We start from the raw sequence: 15,699 nt of genomic DNA on the forward strand, positions 1-15,699 counted from the left end.
GGAGTGGGTTCCGCGCTCGGCGGCTCCACGGGCGTCGGCTCGGCCGGAATCGGTTCCGCGGTCGGCACGGCCGGGGGCTGCGGGATCTCCAGCGGCAACGGCGGGACCGCGGGGGCGGCCGGCGGCGGAATCAGCAACAGCAGCAAGGGGGAGGCACAGATGGCGGCGGAGCCGAGTCCCGCCGAACCCAGGACGGCGGAACCCACTGCGGCGGAACCGAGATCGGCCGAGCCCGCGGCGGAACCCGGACCGGCCGAGCCGACCGCGGAACCGATTCCGGCCGAGCCGACGCCCGTGGAGCCGCCGAGCGCGGAACCCACTCCGGCGGAGCCGATTCCGGCCGAACCGACCGCGGCGGAACCGGTGCACAGCGCCGCCAGTCCGGCCGAGCCGACGGCGGCGGAGCCCACCGCCGCGGAACCCGTTGCGGCCGAACCGGTGCCGAGCAGCAGGGCCAGAATCCCCGAGCCGGATCCGATCCCCGCCGAGCCGACGGCCGCGGAACCGAGGCCCAGTACCGATCCGGTGCCGACTCCGGCGGAACCCACTGCGGCGGAGCCGGTTCCGAGCGCGGCCGAACCCGTCGCCGCTCCGGCCGAGCCGGTGCCCACGACGGCCGAGCCCAATCCCGCACCGGCGGAGCCGGTTACGGCCGAGCCGGTGCCCAGGGCGGCGGATCCGGTGCCACCGAGCACGGTGCCGAGTCCGGCCGAGCCGACGGCGGCGGAACCGACGCCCGCGGAACCCACGGCGGCCGAGCCGCTTCCGAGGCCGAGGAGAATGGCGAGCAGATCATCGGGCCCCGCCACCGGCGTGACGGGCTGCGGCGCGCCGTTCACGGCCTGCGTCTGACCACCGATAGGCTGCGACTGCGGAACCGACTGGCCGGGATCTTGCCCGGCGGGCACGGGATCGAGCGGGATGCCACCCGGCTGCGCCTGCGCGGCAGCGGGCCCGAGCAGCGCCGAACCGGCGACAGCTGCGATCACTGCCACCAGGCGCATTGCACGATCGACGATCATGCGACAGCCATCCCCTCATCGATACCGCGCTTGGCTTGTCTCCGCACCAGGGGTACGGAATCCCGATCCGCACCGGCAGATCGAGACAGGTTTCGAGCTCAACTGTCGCCCCGATTGCCAGACCTTTGCGGAACGCGGTCATCCTAACGGCCATCACGCCATCCCGCACAAGTCCCGATCGCATTAGGGGTGCCCACAAACCGTACGCCTGCGCGCCCCCCTACGTATCCAATATCACCAAGCGCCCCAGCCCAATTGGCCTAGACCATCACCTAGCCCGAGACCTCACAGCCCCTTCTCCCCGACTGTGAGGTCCAACTACCTTGTCCAATACCGACAATTCAGACCAACCAGACAGCTAATCGCGTGCTCACCGACGGGCGACCGGTACGTAGCTGGAAACGAACATCGCCGGTACCCCATACGGGATACCGGCGACGAAAGATTCTCGAGCCCGGGCTCTTTACGCGCCGTAGACCGGCTCCGGGGTGGTGGCCTTCGAGAGCAGGTCGCGGACGACCGGGCCCAGTTCGGCCGGTTCCCAGCGGGCGCCGCGGTCGATGGAGACGCCGTGGCGCCAGCCGTCGGCGACGGTGACCTTGCCGCCCTCGACCTCGAACATGCGGCCGGTGACGCCGGCGGAGTCGGCGGAGCCGAGCCAGACCACCAGGGGGGAGACGTTTTCCGGGGCCATGGCGTCGAAGCCGTCCTCGGGGGCGGCCATCATGTCGGCGAAGACCGTCTCGGTCATGCGGGTGCGGGCCGCCGGGGCGATGGCGTTGACGGTGATGCCGTAGCGCGCGAATTCGGCCGCGGCGGTGAGGGTCAGGCCCGCGATGCCGGACTTGGCGGCGGAGTAGTTGCCCTGGCCGACCGAGCCGAGCAGGCCCGCGCCCGAGCTGGTGTTGATGATGCGGGCGTCGGGGGTGCGACCGGCCTTGGCCTCGTTGCGCCAGTATTCGGCGGCGTGCCGCATGGGGGCGAAGTGGCCCTTGAGGTGCACCTTGATGACGGCGTCCCACTCGTCCTCGCCGAGGTTGACCAGCATGCGGTCCCGGACGATGCCGGCATTGTTGACGAGAACGTCGAGGCGGCCGAAGGTTTCGACGGCGGTGGCGATCAGGCGGCGCGCGCCCTCCCAGTCGGAGATGTCGTCGCCGTTCACGACGGCGTCGCTGCCCAGCGCCTTGATCTCCTCGACGACCTGCGCGGCCGGAGAATCGGGGCTGGGCGCGCCGTCGAGCTCGGCACCGATGTCGTTGACCACGACCTTCGCACCGGCGGCGGCGAAGGCGAGGGCGTGGGCACGGCCGATGCCGCGACCCGCTCCGGTCACGATGACGACGCGGCCGTCGCAGATCTTGTTGTCGGTCATATCGATTACCTCTTCGTGTCGATCGGGATTCAGTGGCCGGAGACGGCGGGGACGTCTGCGGTGGAAGCTTCGAGGAATGCGGGCTTCTCGCCGCCGCCGTGCACCAGCAGCTGACTGCCGGTGATGTAGGCGGCCAAGGGCGAGGCCAGGAAGGCGGCGGTGCGGCCGATGTCTTCGGGGGTTGCCATGCGCTGCATGGGAACAGTGCGGCTCACGGCCGCGATCCCGTCCTCATCGCCGTAGTGCAGATGCGAGGACTCGGTGTTGACCAGGCCGCAGATGACGGAGTTCATCCGAACCTTCGGAGCCCACTCCACCGCCAGCGACGAAACCAGGCTGTCCACACCGGCTTTCGCCGCACCATAGGCCGCGGTACCGGGCGAGGGCCGATGCCCGGAGACGCTGGAGATCATCACGATCGACCCACCCGTCTCCTGCTTCTGCATCACCTCATTGGCCACCTGCGAAACCAGCAGCGGCGCAAGCAGATTCAACTGCACGATCTTGGAATGGAAGTTGGCGCTGGCGTCCGCGGCCAGGGCGAAGGGCGCGCCACCGGCATTGTTCACCACGGTGTCCAGCCGCCCGTACTTCTCCACGATCTGCCCGATCAGCCCGCGCACCGAATCCACCTCGCGCACATCGCACGGCAGGAAGTCGATGCCCCGCCCATTGCTCTCGACGGGGGCGTCCGCGGGCCGCCGCGCGCAGGCCACCACGGTCGCGCCCGCGTCCAGGAAGACCCGGCTGATTCCGGCCCCGACGCCGCGCACGCCGCCGGTGACCAGGACGACCGAGCCGGACAGGTTTACTTCGATTCCCACCGTGCTAACCTACCAAGCACTTGCTTGTTTTGCCAACGATGGGACATTCGATGGGGATCAACCGTCACACCGAAACCGAGGGCGTCGAAGTCGTCACTGTCGACTACCCGCCGGTCAACGCACTGCCCTCCGACGGCTGGTTCGCCCTGGCCGACGCCATCACCGCGGCCGGGAAGAAGCCGGAGACCCGGGTCGTGGTGCTGCGCGCCGAGGGCCGCGGTTTCAACGCGGGCGTGGACATCAAGGAGATGAACGCCGATACCGGCCACACCGCGCTGATCCGCGCCAACCACGGCTGCTTCGCCGCCTTCGCCGCGGTCTACGACTGCGAGGTCCCCGTGGTCACCGCCGTGAACGGCTTCTGCCTGGGCGGCGGCATCGGCCTGGTCGGCAACTCCGATGTCATCGTCGCCTCCGACGACGCGACCTTCGGCCTCCCCGAGGTCGACCGCGGCGCGCTCGGTGCGGCCACCCACCTGGCCCGACTGGTCCCCCAGCACCTGATGCGGACCATGTTCTACACCGCGGGCACCCTCACCGCGCAGCAACTGCACCACTACGGCTCGGTCTTCAAGGTGGTGCCACGGGCCGAACTCGACGCCGCCGCAATGGAAGTCGCCAAGAACATCGCCAACAAGGACGGCCGCGTCATCCGCGCCGCCAAGAAGGCGCTCAACGGCATCGACGTGCAGGACGTGCACCGCTCCTACCGCTTCGAGCAGGGCTTCACCATGGAGCTCAACCTCGCGGGCGTGGCCGACGAGATCCGGGCGCGCTTCGATGACGATCTGGCCGCGCAGAAGAAGGGGAAGTAAGAAGCCATGCGCGACAAGCGAATGTCGCTCGACGAGGTCGTCGGCGAACTGCGCAGCGGAATGACCATCGGCATCGGCGGCTGGGGTTCCCGGCGCAAGCCGATGGCGTTCGTGCGGGCGCTGCTGCGCTCGGATGTCACCGATCTGACCGTAGTCACCTACGGCGGGCCGGATCTGGGCCTGCTGTGCTCGGCGGGCAAGGTCAAGAAGGCGTACTACGGCTTCGTGTCGCTGGACTCCGCGCCGTTCTACGACCCGTGGTTCGCCAAGGCGCGCACCGAGGGCGCGATCACCGTGCGTGAGATGGACGAGGGCATGGTCAAGTGCGGTCTCCAGGCCGCGGCGGCCCGGCTGCCGTTCCTGCCGATCCGCGCCGGATTGGGTTCCGCGGTCATCGACTTCTGGGAGGGTGAGCTGAAGACTGTTCAGTCGCCCTACCTGACCGACGGCAAGGCCGAAACCCTGGTCGCCATGCCCGCTTTGAACCTCGATGCCGCCTTCGTGCATCTGGATCTGGGCGACAAGCACGGCAATGCCGCCTACACCGGCGTCGACCCGTACATGGACGACCTCTACATGCTCTCCGCTGAGAAGCGCTACCTGTCGGTGGACCGCCTGGTCGAGACCGAGGAACTGGTGAAAGCCGTTCCGACACAGGCGCTCATCCTCAACCGCATGATGGTCGACGGCGTGGTCGAGGCCCCCGGCGGCGCGCACTTCACCTTCTCCGGCAGCTACGGCCGCGATGAGAAGTTCCAGCGCCACTACGTCGAGGCCGCCAAGACGCCCGAGTCGTGGGCCGAGTTCAAGGCCCGCTACCTGGATGTCTCGGAGGACGAATACCAGGCCGCCGTCAAGGCTTTCGCCGAGGAGCAGAAGTAATGACTGACACCACTACGGTTACTCGGGCCGAGATCTGCGTTGTCGCGGCGGCCGAGATCTTCCGGGGCGCGGGCGAGATCATGGCCTCGCCCATGTCCACGATCACCACCATCGGCGCGCGGCTGGCGCGGCTCACCTTCGAGCCGGACCTGCTGCTGTCCGACGGTGAGGCGCTGTTCTTCGCCGAGATCCCGCCGATCGGCGGCAAGGCTCCCATCGAGGGCTGGATTCCGTTCTCGAAGGTCTTCGATGTCGTGAATTCCGGTCGCCGCCATGTGGTCATGGGCGCCAACCAGCTCGACAAGTACGGCAACCAGAACCTCTCGGCCTTCGGCCCGCTCCAGCAGCCGACCCGCCAGATGTTCGGTGTGCGCGGCGCGCCGGGCAACACCATCAACCACGCCACCAGCTACTTCGTGCCCAAGCACGGCAAGCGCGTGTTCGTGGATCAGGTCGACATCGTGTCCGGAATCGGTTACGACAAGATCGATTCCGAGAACCCGGCCTACCGGTTCCACCACCTGCACCGGGTGGTGTCGAACCTGGGCGTGTTCGACTACAACGGGCCGGACCACACCATGCGGGCGCTGTCGCTGCACCCGGGTGTGAGCGCGGACGAGGTCGCGGAGAACACCTCCTTCGAGATCGCCGGGCTGGCCGAGGCGGGCGAGACCCGGCTGCCCACCGAGGAAGAGCTCACCATCATCCGGACCGTGCTGGACCCCAAGGGTTTCCGCGAGAAGGAAGTGACGGCATGACCGCCCAACGCTTGAAGACGCCGCTGACCGAACTGGTCGGCATCGAGCACCCGATCGTGCAGACCGGGATGGGCTGGGTCGCGGGTCCGGGTCTGGTCGCGGCCACCGCCAATGCCGGCGGCCTCGGCATCCTGGCCTCGGCCACCATGTCGTTCGAGGAACTCGAGGTGGCCATCGCCAAGACCAAGGCGAAGACCGACAAGCCCTTCGGCGTCAATATCCGCGCCGACGGTTCGGACGCGACCGAGCGTTGCGAGCTGATGATCCGCGAGGGTGTGAAGGTCGCCTCGTTCGCGCTGGCCCCCAAGAAGGAGCTCATCGCCCGACTGAAGGACAACGGCGTGGTGGTCGTGCCGTCCATCGGCGCGGCCAAGCATGCGGTCAAAGTCGCCTCATGGGGCGCGGACGCCGTGATCGTGCAGGGCGGTGAGGGCGGTGGCCACACCGGTTCCGTCGCGACGACTCTGCTGCTGCCCTCGGTGCTCGATGCCGTCGACATTCCGGTCGTGGCCGGCGGCGGCTTCTTCGACGGCCGCGGCCTGGCCGCCGCGCTCTCCTACGGCGCGGCCGGTGTCGCCATGGGCACCCGCTTCCTGCTCACCCAAGATTCGAGCGTGCCGGATTCGGTGAAGCAGGAGTACATCAAGCGCGGGTTGATGGACACCGTCGTCTCCAAGAAGGTCGACGGCATGCCGCACCGGGTGCTCAACACCGAACTGGTCGACAAGCTGGAACACTCCAGCGGCGTGCGCGGCCTCACCGCAGCGGTGTCCAACGCCTTCAAGTTCAAGGCCATGACCGGCATGAAGTGGTCGACCATCGTCAAGGACGGCCTGGCCATGCGCAAGCACAAGGACCTCACCTGGTCCCAGGTCATCATGGCCGCCAACACCCCGATGCTGCTGAAAGCCGGTCTGGTGGAAGGCAATACCCACGCGGGCGTCCTCGCCTCCGGCCAGGTCGCGGGCATCATCGACGATCTCCCCACCGTGGCCGACCTGATCGACCGCATCATCACCGAGGCCGTCGAGCGCATCGACAGCCTCCAGCAGTACCGCGTCACCGAACCCGCCTGACGCGTCCCCCGAAACGTGCGCGGCCACCACAGCCCGACCGCGCACCCCGGATCCGCACACAGTCGGATCCACGCGCGCCCCTGTCGGCGCGCCGAGCCGCCCCCGGAACCTCTCGCCCGGGGGCGGCTTCGCGCATTTCCGGGGCTACTTCTTGCGGATGCCGGAGACCAGGGCGAAGAGGGTGTCCAGGATTGGGGTGGGGGTCAGGGAGGTGGCGACTACCTGGACCTTGCCTGCGATGCCGGGGATGTAGCGGGCTCTGGGATGCTTTGCGGTGAGGGCTTTTTCGACCTCTTTGACCACTGAGCCGACGGGGGCGGCGATCTTGGGGACCTGTTGGGACATTTTGCGGAGGCCCGCGAGGTGGGCGCTGTAGAGGGTGCGCTGGGCTTCGGTCAGGTGGGCGGTGGTGGTGTCGACCATGTCTGTGGCGCCGAACCAGAGGTCGGTGGCGATGGGGCCCGGTTCGATGAGGGAGGTGCGAATTCCGAAGGGGCGGAGTTCTACTCGGAGGGCGTCTACCAGGCCTTCGAGGGCGAATTTCGAGGCGTTGTAGGCGCCGGTGCCGGGGGTGGAGATGCGGCCGCTCAGGGAGGAGATGAAGACTACTCGGCCCTGGGTGGCGCGTAGGCGCGGGAGGACGGCTTGGGCTACGGCTACCTGGCCGAAGACGTTGACTTCGAACTGGTTTCGGAGTTCGTCGAGGGTGAGGAGTTCGACGGGGCCGTCGACGACGATGCCCGCGTTGTTGACCACGGCGGTCAGGTCGGCGGGGAGGGCCGCGTCGAGGGCGGCGATGTCGTCGGGGTTGGTGACGTCGAGTTGCACCGGGGTGATGCGGGAGTCGGCGGCGGTGAGGGCCTCGCCGTCGGACAGCTTGCGGACGCCCGCGTAGACCTGCCAGCCCTGTTGCGCCATGCGCAGGCAGATGGCCTTGCCGATGCCGCGCGCCGCGCCGGTAACCAACACAGAGTTCATGGTGGTCAGCCTAATTCGGGCGGGGCGGGCGTGGCGGGCCGTAATGCGGATGCCGATCGGGGGCGGGGGTGTCACCATGTGCGCACGGGGAACGTCCTGATCGCCGGAGACCTGCACGGGAACACCGCGCACGCGCTCACCGTGGTGCGTACCGCGGTGCGTGAACAGTGCTCGAGGGTGTTCGTCGTGGGGGATTTCGGGGCGTGGGAGCACATGGCCTCGGGGCGGCGGTATTTCGACGTGGTGGGCAAGGCGGCCAAGCGGGCCGGGGTGATCGTGTACTTCCTGGACGGGAACCACGACAAGAGCTCCCTGCTGCACGAGCTGTACGACGACAACCGCGATGACGAGGGATTCCTGGTGTGCCGCAAGCATCTGCGCTACGCGCCGCGCGGACACCGGTGGACCTGGGAGGGCACCACGTTCGCGGCCTTCGGCGGGGCCCGCTCCACCGATAAGGGCTGGCGGCTGGCGCGGGAGGCGCGCAAGGCCGAACTGGTCGCGCAGCGGCGGCGCTACGGTTCCACGAGGACCCAGGAGACCGCGGGCATGCTGTGGTTTCCCGAGGAGGAGATGACCGACGACGAGCTGAGCGCGCTGCTGGAGGCGGACAGCTCGCCGGTGGACATTCTGCTCACCCACGACAAACCGCGTGCCTCGCAGCCGACGTGGAATCGCAAGGACAAGCCGGAGTGCTATCCGAACCAGGACCGCATCGATCGCGTGGTGCGGGCGCTGCGGCCCGCCGTGCTGTTCCACGGGCACCTGCATGTGCGCTACACCGACACCATCGCCTGCGGTGACGGGCGGTGGACCCGGGTCGAGGGCCTGGCCTGCGACCCGGAAGCCTCGCAGTACCAGGAGTATTCGGCCGAACACTCCTGGTACGTGCTGCAACTGCCCTATGCCGAGGAGCGGCTCGAGGACGACACCGCGACCGAACCCAGTTCGCTACCGGCTTGATTCCTCTTGGCTCGGTTCGTCATAGGAGGAGGTGCCCTCGTCCAGCAGGGGCTCCTCCACCTTGAAGTGGGCGGGCGCGAAGAAGCGCAGCGCGTGATAGCCGGTGATGACGACCAGCGTGCCCAGGGCGATGCCGCTGAGGGTGAAGTTGTCGGTGAACTTCATGCTCACATTGCCGATGCCGATGATCAGACCGGCCGCGGCGGGGACCAGATTGAGCGGATTGCGTAGATCGACCTTGGCGTTGGTCCAGATCTGCGCGCCCAGCAGGCCGATCATGCCGTAGAGGATGACGGTGATGCCGCCGAGCACGCCGCCCGGAATCGCGGCGACAATGGCGCCGAACTTCGGGCACAGGCCGAAGAGCAGGGCGAAAAAGGCCGCGGCCCAATAGGCGGCGGTCGAGTAGACGCGGGTGGCGGCCATGACGCCGATGTTCTCGGAGTAGGTGGTGTTGGGCGGGCCGCCGACCGCGGTGGACAGCATGGACGCCGCGCCGTCGGCGGCGATCGCGGTGCCGAGCTTGCCGTCCAGGTTGTCGCCGGTCATCTCGCCCACGGCCTTCACGTGCCCGGCGTTCTCGGCGACCAGCGCGATCACCACGGGCAGCGCCACCAGCACCGCAGACCACTGGAACGCGGGGGCGTGGAAGGTGGGCAGCCCGAGCCAATCCGCCTTGGCCACACCGGAGAGATCCAGTCGCCAGTGGTCGACGACCTTGCCGCTGCCGTCGGCCGAATGGATCTTCCCGAGCACCCGGTCCAGCACCCACGACAGCCCGTAGCCGAACACCAGGCCCAGGAAAATCGCGATGCGCGAGAAGAATCCGCGCAATCCGACCACGGCCAGACCGGTGAAGAGCATGACCAGCAGGGCCGTCCACTGATCCTGCGGCCAGTAGGTCGAGGCGGTGACGGGCGCCAGATTGAAGCCGATCAACATCACCACCGCGCCGGTCACCACCGGCGGCATGGCGGCGTGAATGATGCGCGCCCCGAACCGCTGCACCGCCAGACCGATCAGAAACAGCACCGCACCGACCGCCAGGCACGCCCCGGTAACCGTCGCGCTACTTCCGCCCTGGGCCCGGATCACCGCCGCCACACCCACGAACGACAGCGAACAGCCGAGATAACTGGGCACCTGCCCGCGCGTGGCCAGCAGGAAGATCGCCGTGGCCACGCCCGACATCATGATGGCCAGATTGGGGTCCAACCCCATCAGCACCGGAGCCACGAAACTCGCCCCGAACATGGCCACGACGTGCTGCGCCCCTAGTCCGAACGTCCGCGGCCACGACAACCGCTCATCCGGCCGCACCACCGCCCCCGGCGCCGGCGTCCTGCCATCCCCGTGCACCGTCCAGCGGACACCCAACACCATCAACCGCCCGCTTTCTCCCGTAGGTCCGAACCCAATCGCGGACATCCTAATCCGAGCAAACCCCCAGCTCCCGCGCCCACGCGATAGAGCGACCGACCGGTCCCCAGCCAACCCGACTGATTCCGGCCAGCGGTCCCGTCGAAGGGAGCGGCGACCGCCTCAGACCATGCCGTAACGACGCCGCACCGCGGCCGGTAGCGCGTACGGGTTCGGCGAATCGACGGGCGGCACGAAGGAGTCCGCCTGCGGCGCGCGACTATTCGAGGCGGCGGCCGCGGACCGCGCGAAACGCCGCGCCGCCGCCGCGACGACCGGATCGTCGACGAGTTCGCGGCGCAGGTCGGAGGCCTGTTCGTGAACGTCCGCGAGGGCCCGCGCATGCGCGCGCGAAACCGCTTGCGCCATCCTCGAATCCGGTAGTTCGAGTCCGGTGATTCTCCCGTCCGCGGCCACTTCGATGCGCACGTCTTCCACCGCGGCGCGACCCCGCACCCGCTCCATGGCGTCCTGCACCCGGCGGGCCTTGCGCACCACGTCCTCGAACCGCCCCTCCCCCGCTGTCGTCATGGGCAGAGACTAGGCACATCGCATGAAATACCGGGCCGCATAGGCAACTTCGCACCCGTCGTGAACGCGGAAGCCGCACACCGAATCTCGGTGTGCGGCTTCGAAAAGCGCTCGGGGCGGGATTAACCCAGGCGCTCGATGATGGTGACGTTGGCGGTGCCGCCGCCCTCGCAGATGGTGAGCAGGCCGTAGCGGCCGTTGACGCGCTCGAGTTCGTTGAGGAGGGAGGCGAAGAGCTTGGCGCCGGTGGCGCCGAGGGGGTGGCCGAGGGCGATGGCGCCGCCGTTGACGTTGACCTTGTCGGGGTTGGCGCCGGTTTCCTTGATCCAGGCCAGCACCACGGAGGCGAAGGCCTCGTTGATCTCGATGACGTCGATGTCGTCGATGGTCAGGCCGGTCTTCTCCAGCGCCCACTTGGTGGCCGGGATCGGCGCGGTGAGCATGTAGATCGGGTCGGCGCCGCGCGCGCTCACGTGGTGGATGCGGGCGCGCGGGGTGAGGCCGTATTCGGCGACCGCCCAGTCCGAGGCGAGCAGGGTGGCGCTGGAGCCGTCGGAGATCTGGCTGGCCAGCGCCGCGGTGATGCGGCTGCCCTCGGCGAGCGGCTGCAGCCCGGCCATCTTCTCCAGGGTGGTCTCGCGCGGGCACTCGTCGATCCAGAAGTCGCCGACCGGCACGATCTCACGATCGAACTTGCCGTCCACGATGGCCTTGCGGGCGCGCTCGTTGCTGCGCAGCGCCCACTCCTCCATCTCGCGGCGGGAGATGTCCCACTTCTCGGCGATCATGGTGGCCGAATTGAACTGCGACACTTCACCGGTGCCGTAGCGGTGGTCCCAGCCGTGCGAGCCGACGAACGGCGCGTCGAAGCCGTAGGCCTGCCCGGCCAGCATGGCCGCCGAGATCGGAATGGCGCTCATGTTCTGCACGCCGCCGGCCACGATCACCTCGGCGGTGCCGGACATGATGGCCTGCGCGCCGAAGGTGATGGCCTGCTGCGAGGAGCCGCACTGCCGGTCCACGGTGACGCCGGGCACCGATTCCGGGTACCCGGCCGCCAACCACGAAGTGCGAGCGATGTTTCCGGCCTGCGGTCCGATGGTGTCGCAGCAGCCGAACACCACGTCGTCCACGGCGGCCGGATCCAGATTGCCGCGCTCGAGCAGCCCCTTGATGGCGGCCGCGCCGAGATCGGCGGGATGCACGGCGGACAGCGCACCGCCCCGCTTGCCGACCGGGGTGCGCACGGCGTCGATCACATACGCCTCACGCATCGGCGAATACTGGCGGCGGGACGGTGCTGACATTGGAAACTCCTACTACTGAAGTGCTTTGGGAGCGGGTAGATCTACGAACGCTGTTCGGGGTTGGTGAGACCGTCGAGCACGATGGTCAGGTACTGCTTGGCGAGGTTGTCCACGGTGATGCGGCCGCCGGGCTGGTACCAGCGCACCGACACCCACACGGTGTCGCGCAGGAACCGGTATGCCAGTTCGACATCCATCTCGGGCCGGAAGCTGCCGTCCTCGACGCCGTTGGTCAGGACGCGGTGCCAGAGCTCGCGGAATTCCTTGTTGTATTCGGAGATGTAGCCGAATCGCGGTGTGCCGCTGAGGCGTTTGGCCTCGGCCTGGTAGATGGCGACGGCGGCGTGGAATCGGTCGAACGACTCGTAGGACGCGACGACCAGCGCTTCGAGCGTGTCGCGCGCGGGAACGCCCGCGGCCACGATCTCGCGGTAGCGTCCGAAGAGATCGTCGAGGAACCCGCGCAGGATTTCGTCCACCATTGCTTCTTTGGAATCGAAGTGGTGGTACAAACTCCCGGATAGAATCCCCGCCGCGTCGGCAATGTCACGAACAGTGGTGGCGCGCAGCCCCCGTTCCGCGAATAGGTTCGCGGCCAGGCCGAGCAGCTCGTTGCGACGTGCTGATTTGGAGGGGTCAGGTTGGGTCACCCCGCCAATATACAACCAAGCATTTGCTTGGTCCACCATGCGCCCACGTAGCGGCACCGCGGGTTGCGGCGAGCGCGTCCTTCAGCGCATCGAGAAGCGCAGCGGCGAGGAGACCGACAGATCGGCGAGCAGGCGATCGCAGATGACCACGGGCGAGATTCCGGCCCGCGCCATCCGCGCCACCAGGGCCAGGCGGCGTTCCGGACTGTCCCATTCCACGGTCAGCGGTTCCTGACCCGGCCCGGCGTCCACGGTCGCCATGACCCGCGGCGGCCCGCCGTCATCATTGGGTTCCTCGATGAGTTTGAGCACCATCCCCCGCTGCCATGCCCGATATGTCTCCATATCCGCGCCCACCACCAACTTGTCTGTGGCAGCACATAATCCCTGCGCTATGCCGTCGGCGAAGGCCACATGGTCGTAGCGCAGGCGACGACAGGTGCGCACCACCTCCAGCAGATCCGCGCGCACCTCGCAGAGCAGGGCGGTTCTCTTCCGGCGCCGCCGATCGGCCTCGGAATCGCCGTATCCGGCCTCTCGCGACAGGCCGAGACGGCGGGCTCGATCGCGATCGCGAATCATGTCCCGCCGCAACGCGGCGCGCGGATCACGCGCCACGTCGGTTTCGTCCACGGCGTGTTGTTCCAGGATCTGCGCGGCCCGCATGGCGGTCGCGCGCTCGGAGTCGTGGTCCAGTAATTCCGCACCCAAAGTCAGTGCGGCCAGAACGACATTGTCGAGCCTTCGGCGCGCCAGCACGACCTCACGCACCAGCTCGAGTTCGAATTCCTCGTGGGCTTCTTCTGGGGCTGCTTGTTGTCTGCGATCCGGACCCATGGGTCGTGCCCTTCGACTAGCGGTACCGGCCTAAACCAGGATTGCACAGGGAGACCCTCAACGCGCCAGCCATTTTCCGCCCCGAAAAAAACACGCACTGCCGCGCCCCCCGAAGGAGACGCGGCAGTGAGAAAAGCTGCGACCCGAAGACACGGCATTCGGTATCAACGAGCACAGCATTCCGTATCAACCGAACGCACTAATTCGGTTGTGCGGACCGGTAATCCGAATTACGCGCGCTGACTCGAAATCGAGACCACCTCACCGGTGAGGTAGGTGGTGTAGTCGCTGGCGAGCATGGCGATGGTCGCGGCCACCTCCCACGGCTCGGCCGCGCGGCCGAAGGCCTCGCCGGCGGCCAGGCGATCGAGCAGATCGGCGGAGGTGACCTTGTCCAGGAAGGCGTGCCGCGCGATGGACGGGGCGACGGCATTGATGCGCACGCCGAACTCGGCGGCCTCGACCGCGCTGCAGCGGGTCAGCGCCATGACACCGGCCTTGGCGGCGGCGTAGTGGGCCTGCCCGTGCTGGGCGCGCCAGCCCAGGACCGACGCGTTGTTGACCACGACACCGCCGTGGCCGGCCTCGCGGAAGTACTTGAGCACGGCCCGAGTTGCCCTGAACGTCCCGTTCAGGGTGATGTCGAGGACCTTGTCCCACTGCTCGTCGGTCATGTCGACCACCGGCACCTCGCCACCGAGACCGGCATTGTTGACCATGACGTCGATGCGGCCGAAGGCGGCCACGGCGCCGGCGATCAGCGCGTCGACCTGCTCGGTGGAACTGACGTCGCACGGCACGGAAGCGACTCGCCGGTCCGGGAATTCGGCCTGCAGCGCCTGCTCGGTCTCCTTCAGGCGACGCTCGTGCCAGTCGGAGATCACCACGTCCGCGCCCTCGGACAGCAGGCGGCGCGCGGTGGCCGAGCCGATGCCGGTGCCCGCGGCGGCGGTCACGACCGCGATCTTGCCCGCGAGCAGGTTGTGGCCGGGGGTGATTTCGGGGGCGGTGGACAGGTCGGTCACGGTCGAGCCTCTCGGGGAAGTCCGAGCACGCGCTCGGAGATGATATTGCGCTGCACTTCGTTCGAACCGCCGTAGATGGTGTCCGCACGCGTGAAGAGGAACATGCGCTGCCAGGCATTGAGGTCATCGCCCGGGCCGTCGGCGACCAGGCCGGGCGCGCCGAGCACGTCCATGGCCAATTCGCCCAGTCCGCGATGCCAATTGGCCCACAGCAGCTTGGTCACCGACGCCTGCCCGGCGGCGGTGCGGGCATCGACCGAGGCTCCGTCGTGACCGGACTCGAGGGTGCGCAGCACGTGCGCGCGCAGCACCCGCAGGCCGACCCACGCCTTGTCGAGGCGATCGGCGATGACCGGATTCTCGATGGCGCCGTTCTCCCGGGCCACGGCCTCGAGGTCGGCGAGCTCGCGCGCGTAGCGGAGCTGCTGGCCCACGGTGGAGATGCCGCGCTCGAAGGTGAGCGTGCCCATCGCGACCTTCCAGCCCTCACCGGGCTGTCCGACCACCAGATCGGCGGCGGTGCGCGCATTGTCGAAGAAGACCTCGTTGAACTCCGCGGTCCCGGTGAGCTGGATGATCGGCCGCACCTCGACGCCCGGCTGCTTCATCGGCACCAGCAGGTAGGACAGACCGTGATGGCGGCTCGAGCCCTTCTCGGTGCGCGCGACCACGAAGCACCAGTCCGACAGGTGCGCCAGCGAGGTCCAGATCTTCTGGCCGTTGATGACCCACTCGTCGCCCTCGAGCTGGGCGGAGGTGCTCACGGCGGCCAGGTCCGAACCCGCGCCCGGCTCCGAATAGCCCTGGCACCACAGCTCGGTGACATTGCGGATGCCCGGTAGGAAGCGCTTCTTCTGCTCCTCGGTGCCGAAGGCGATGACCGTGGGGCCGAGCAGCTCCTCGCCCAGGTGCGAGACCCGGCTCGGCGCATCGGCTTTGGCGTACTCCTCGTGGAAGATGACCTGCTGCCGCAGGGTGGCGTCGCGGCCGCCCCATTCCTTGGGCCAGCCCAGGCAGGTCAGCCCGGCGGCCGCGAGGGCGCGGTCCCACTCCAGGCGTTCCTCGAAGGCCTCGTGCTCGCGCCCGGGACCACCCAGACCGCGCAGCTCGCGGAACTGGCCGTTCAGGTTCTCGGCCAGCCATTCCCGCACTTCAGTACGGAACGCGGCATCCTCGCGGGGCTCAATCCCGCTGGCCGGTTCGGGGGTCTGGATCATGCTCACGTCGGTAGAGTAAC

The 15,699-nt window shown here is 68.3% G+C and carries 15 protein-coding genes and 1 pseudogene; 5 read left to right on the plus strand and 11 right to left on the minus strand.

The window, feature by feature from the left end:
• From ACAM49_RS21190 to ACAM49_RS21200, 3 genes and pseudogenes are all read right to left on the minus strand, one after another.
• Positions 1–995 (minus strand): annotated as a pseudogene (locus ACAM49_RS21190) (hypothetical protein); the annotation flags it as partial.
• 490 nt (positions 996–1,485) lie between these two features.
• Positions 1,486–2,397 (minus strand): SDR family oxidoreductase, encoded by a 912-nt coding sequence (locus ACAM49_RS21195; RefSeq protein WP_040803098.1) that lies wholly within the window; start codon positions 2,395–2,397, stop codon positions 1,486–1,488.
• Between the two features lie 29 nt (positions 2,398–2,426).
• Positions 2,427–3,215 (minus strand): SDR family oxidoreductase, encoded by a 789-nt coding sequence (locus ACAM49_RS21200; protein ID WP_369637303.1) that lies wholly within the window; start codon positions 3,213–3,215, stop codon positions 2,427–2,429.
• 56 nt (positions 3,216–3,271) lie between these two features.
• On the opposite strand from ACAM49_RS21200, the gene ACAM49_RS21205 reads away from it, so the two are divergent.
• From ACAM49_RS21205 to ACAM49_RS21220, 4 genes are read left to right on the plus strand one after another with little or no spacing between them, the layout of a single operon-like run.
• On the plus strand, positions 3,272–4,036 hold the full coding sequence (locus tag ACAM49_RS21205) for an enoyl-CoA hydratase family protein (RefSeq protein WP_369637275.1): 765 nt from the start codon (positions 3,272–3,274) through the stop codon (positions 4,034–4,036).
• Between the two features lie 6 nt (positions 4,037–4,042).
• Positions 4,043–4,918, plus strand: a complete 876-nt coding sequence (locus tag ACAM49_RS21210; protein WP_369637276.1) for a CoA transferase subunit A — start codon at positions 4,043–4,045, stop codon at positions 4,916–4,918.
• Positions 4,918–5,676: a CoA-transferase subunit beta gene (locus tag ACAM49_RS21215; RefSeq protein ID WP_369637277.1), complete on the plus strand. Its 759-nt coding sequence runs from the start codon at positions 4,918–4,920 to the stop codon at positions 5,674–5,676. Before ACAM49_RS21210 ends, ACAM49_RS21215 begins: the two co-directional genes overlap by 1 nt.
• Positions 5,673–6,752, plus strand: coding sequence for an NAD(P)H-dependent flavin oxidoreductase (locus tag ACAM49_RS21220; protein WP_369637278.1), 1,080 nt, complete (start codon positions 5,673–5,675; stop codon positions 6,750–6,752). Before ACAM49_RS21215 ends, ACAM49_RS21220 begins: the two co-directional genes overlap by 4 nt.
• 144 nt (positions 6,753–6,896) lie before the next feature.
• On the opposite strand, the gene ACAM49_RS21225 is transcribed toward ACAM49_RS21220, so the two are convergent.
• Positions 6,897–7,730, minus strand: coding sequence for an SDR family oxidoreductase (locus ACAM49_RS21225; protein ID WP_369637279.1), 834 nt, complete (start codon positions 7,728–7,730; stop codon positions 6,897–6,899).
• Between the two features lie 78 nt (positions 7,731–7,808).
• Between ACAM49_RS21225 and ACAM49_RS21230 the strand changes: the two genes are divergently transcribed.
• Positions 7,809–8,693: a metallophosphoesterase gene (locus ACAM49_RS21230; RefSeq protein ID WP_369637280.1), complete on the plus strand. Its 885-nt coding sequence runs from the start codon at positions 7,809–7,811 to the stop codon at positions 8,691–8,693.
• Here the strand turns inward: ACAM49_RS21230 and ACAM49_RS21235 are convergent.
• From ACAM49_RS21235 to ACAM49_RS21265, 7 genes are all read right to left on the minus strand, one after another.
• Positions 8,682–10,076, minus strand: a complete 1,395-nt coding sequence (locus ACAM49_RS21235; RefSeq protein WP_369637281.1) for a uracil-xanthine permease family protein — start codon at positions 10,074–10,076, stop codon at positions 8,682–8,684. The two genes, ACAM49_RS21230 and ACAM49_RS21235, sit on opposite strands and share 12 nt — an antisense overlap.
• 159 nt (positions 10,077–10,235) lie before the next feature.
• The gene (locus tag ACAM49_RS21240) at positions 10,236–10,643 is read right to left on the minus strand and encodes a hypothetical protein (protein ID WP_369637282.1); all 408 of its coding nucleotides are present in this window, start codon (positions 10,641–10,643) and stop codon (positions 10,236–10,238) included.
• Between the two features lie 122 nt (positions 10,644–10,765).
• A complete protein-coding gene (locus ACAM49_RS21245) occupies positions 10,766–11,917 on the minus strand; it encodes an acetyl-CoA C-acetyltransferase (protein WP_369637304.1) in 1,152 nt (383 codons plus the stop codon).
• Between the two features lie 74 nt (positions 11,918–11,991).
• The gene (locus ACAM49_RS21250) at positions 11,992–12,639 is read right to left on the minus strand and encodes a TetR/AcrR family transcriptional regulator (protein ID WP_369637283.1); all 648 of its coding nucleotides are present in this window, start codon (positions 12,637–12,639) and stop codon (positions 11,992–11,994) included.
• A 42-nt stretch (positions 12,640–12,681) separates the two neighbouring features.
• Entirely contained in the window at positions 12,682–13,437 is a 756-nt protein-coding gene (locus ACAM49_RS21255) for a hypothetical protein (protein WP_369637284.1), read from the minus strand.
• 230 nt (positions 13,438–13,667) lie between these two features.
• Entirely contained in the window at positions 13,668–14,462 is a 795-nt protein-coding gene (locus tag ACAM49_RS21260) for an SDR family oxidoreductase (protein WP_369637285.1), read from the minus strand.
• Positions 14,459–15,679 carry an acyl-CoA dehydrogenase family protein gene (locus ACAM49_RS21265; protein WP_369637305.1) on the minus strand — a complete coding sequence of 407 codons (1,221 nt, stop codon included), beginning with the start codon at positions 15,677–15,679 and terminating at the stop codon, positions 14,459–14,461. Before ACAM49_RS21265 ends, ACAM49_RS21260 begins: the two co-directional genes overlap by 4 nt.
• Positions 15,680–15,699: the final 20 nt, after the last annotated feature.

The sequence above is a fragment of the Nocardia sp. JMUB6875 genome, assembly GCF_041154655.1.
GTDB lineage: Bacteria > Actinomycetota > Actinomycetes > Mycobacteriales > Mycobacteriaceae > Nocardia.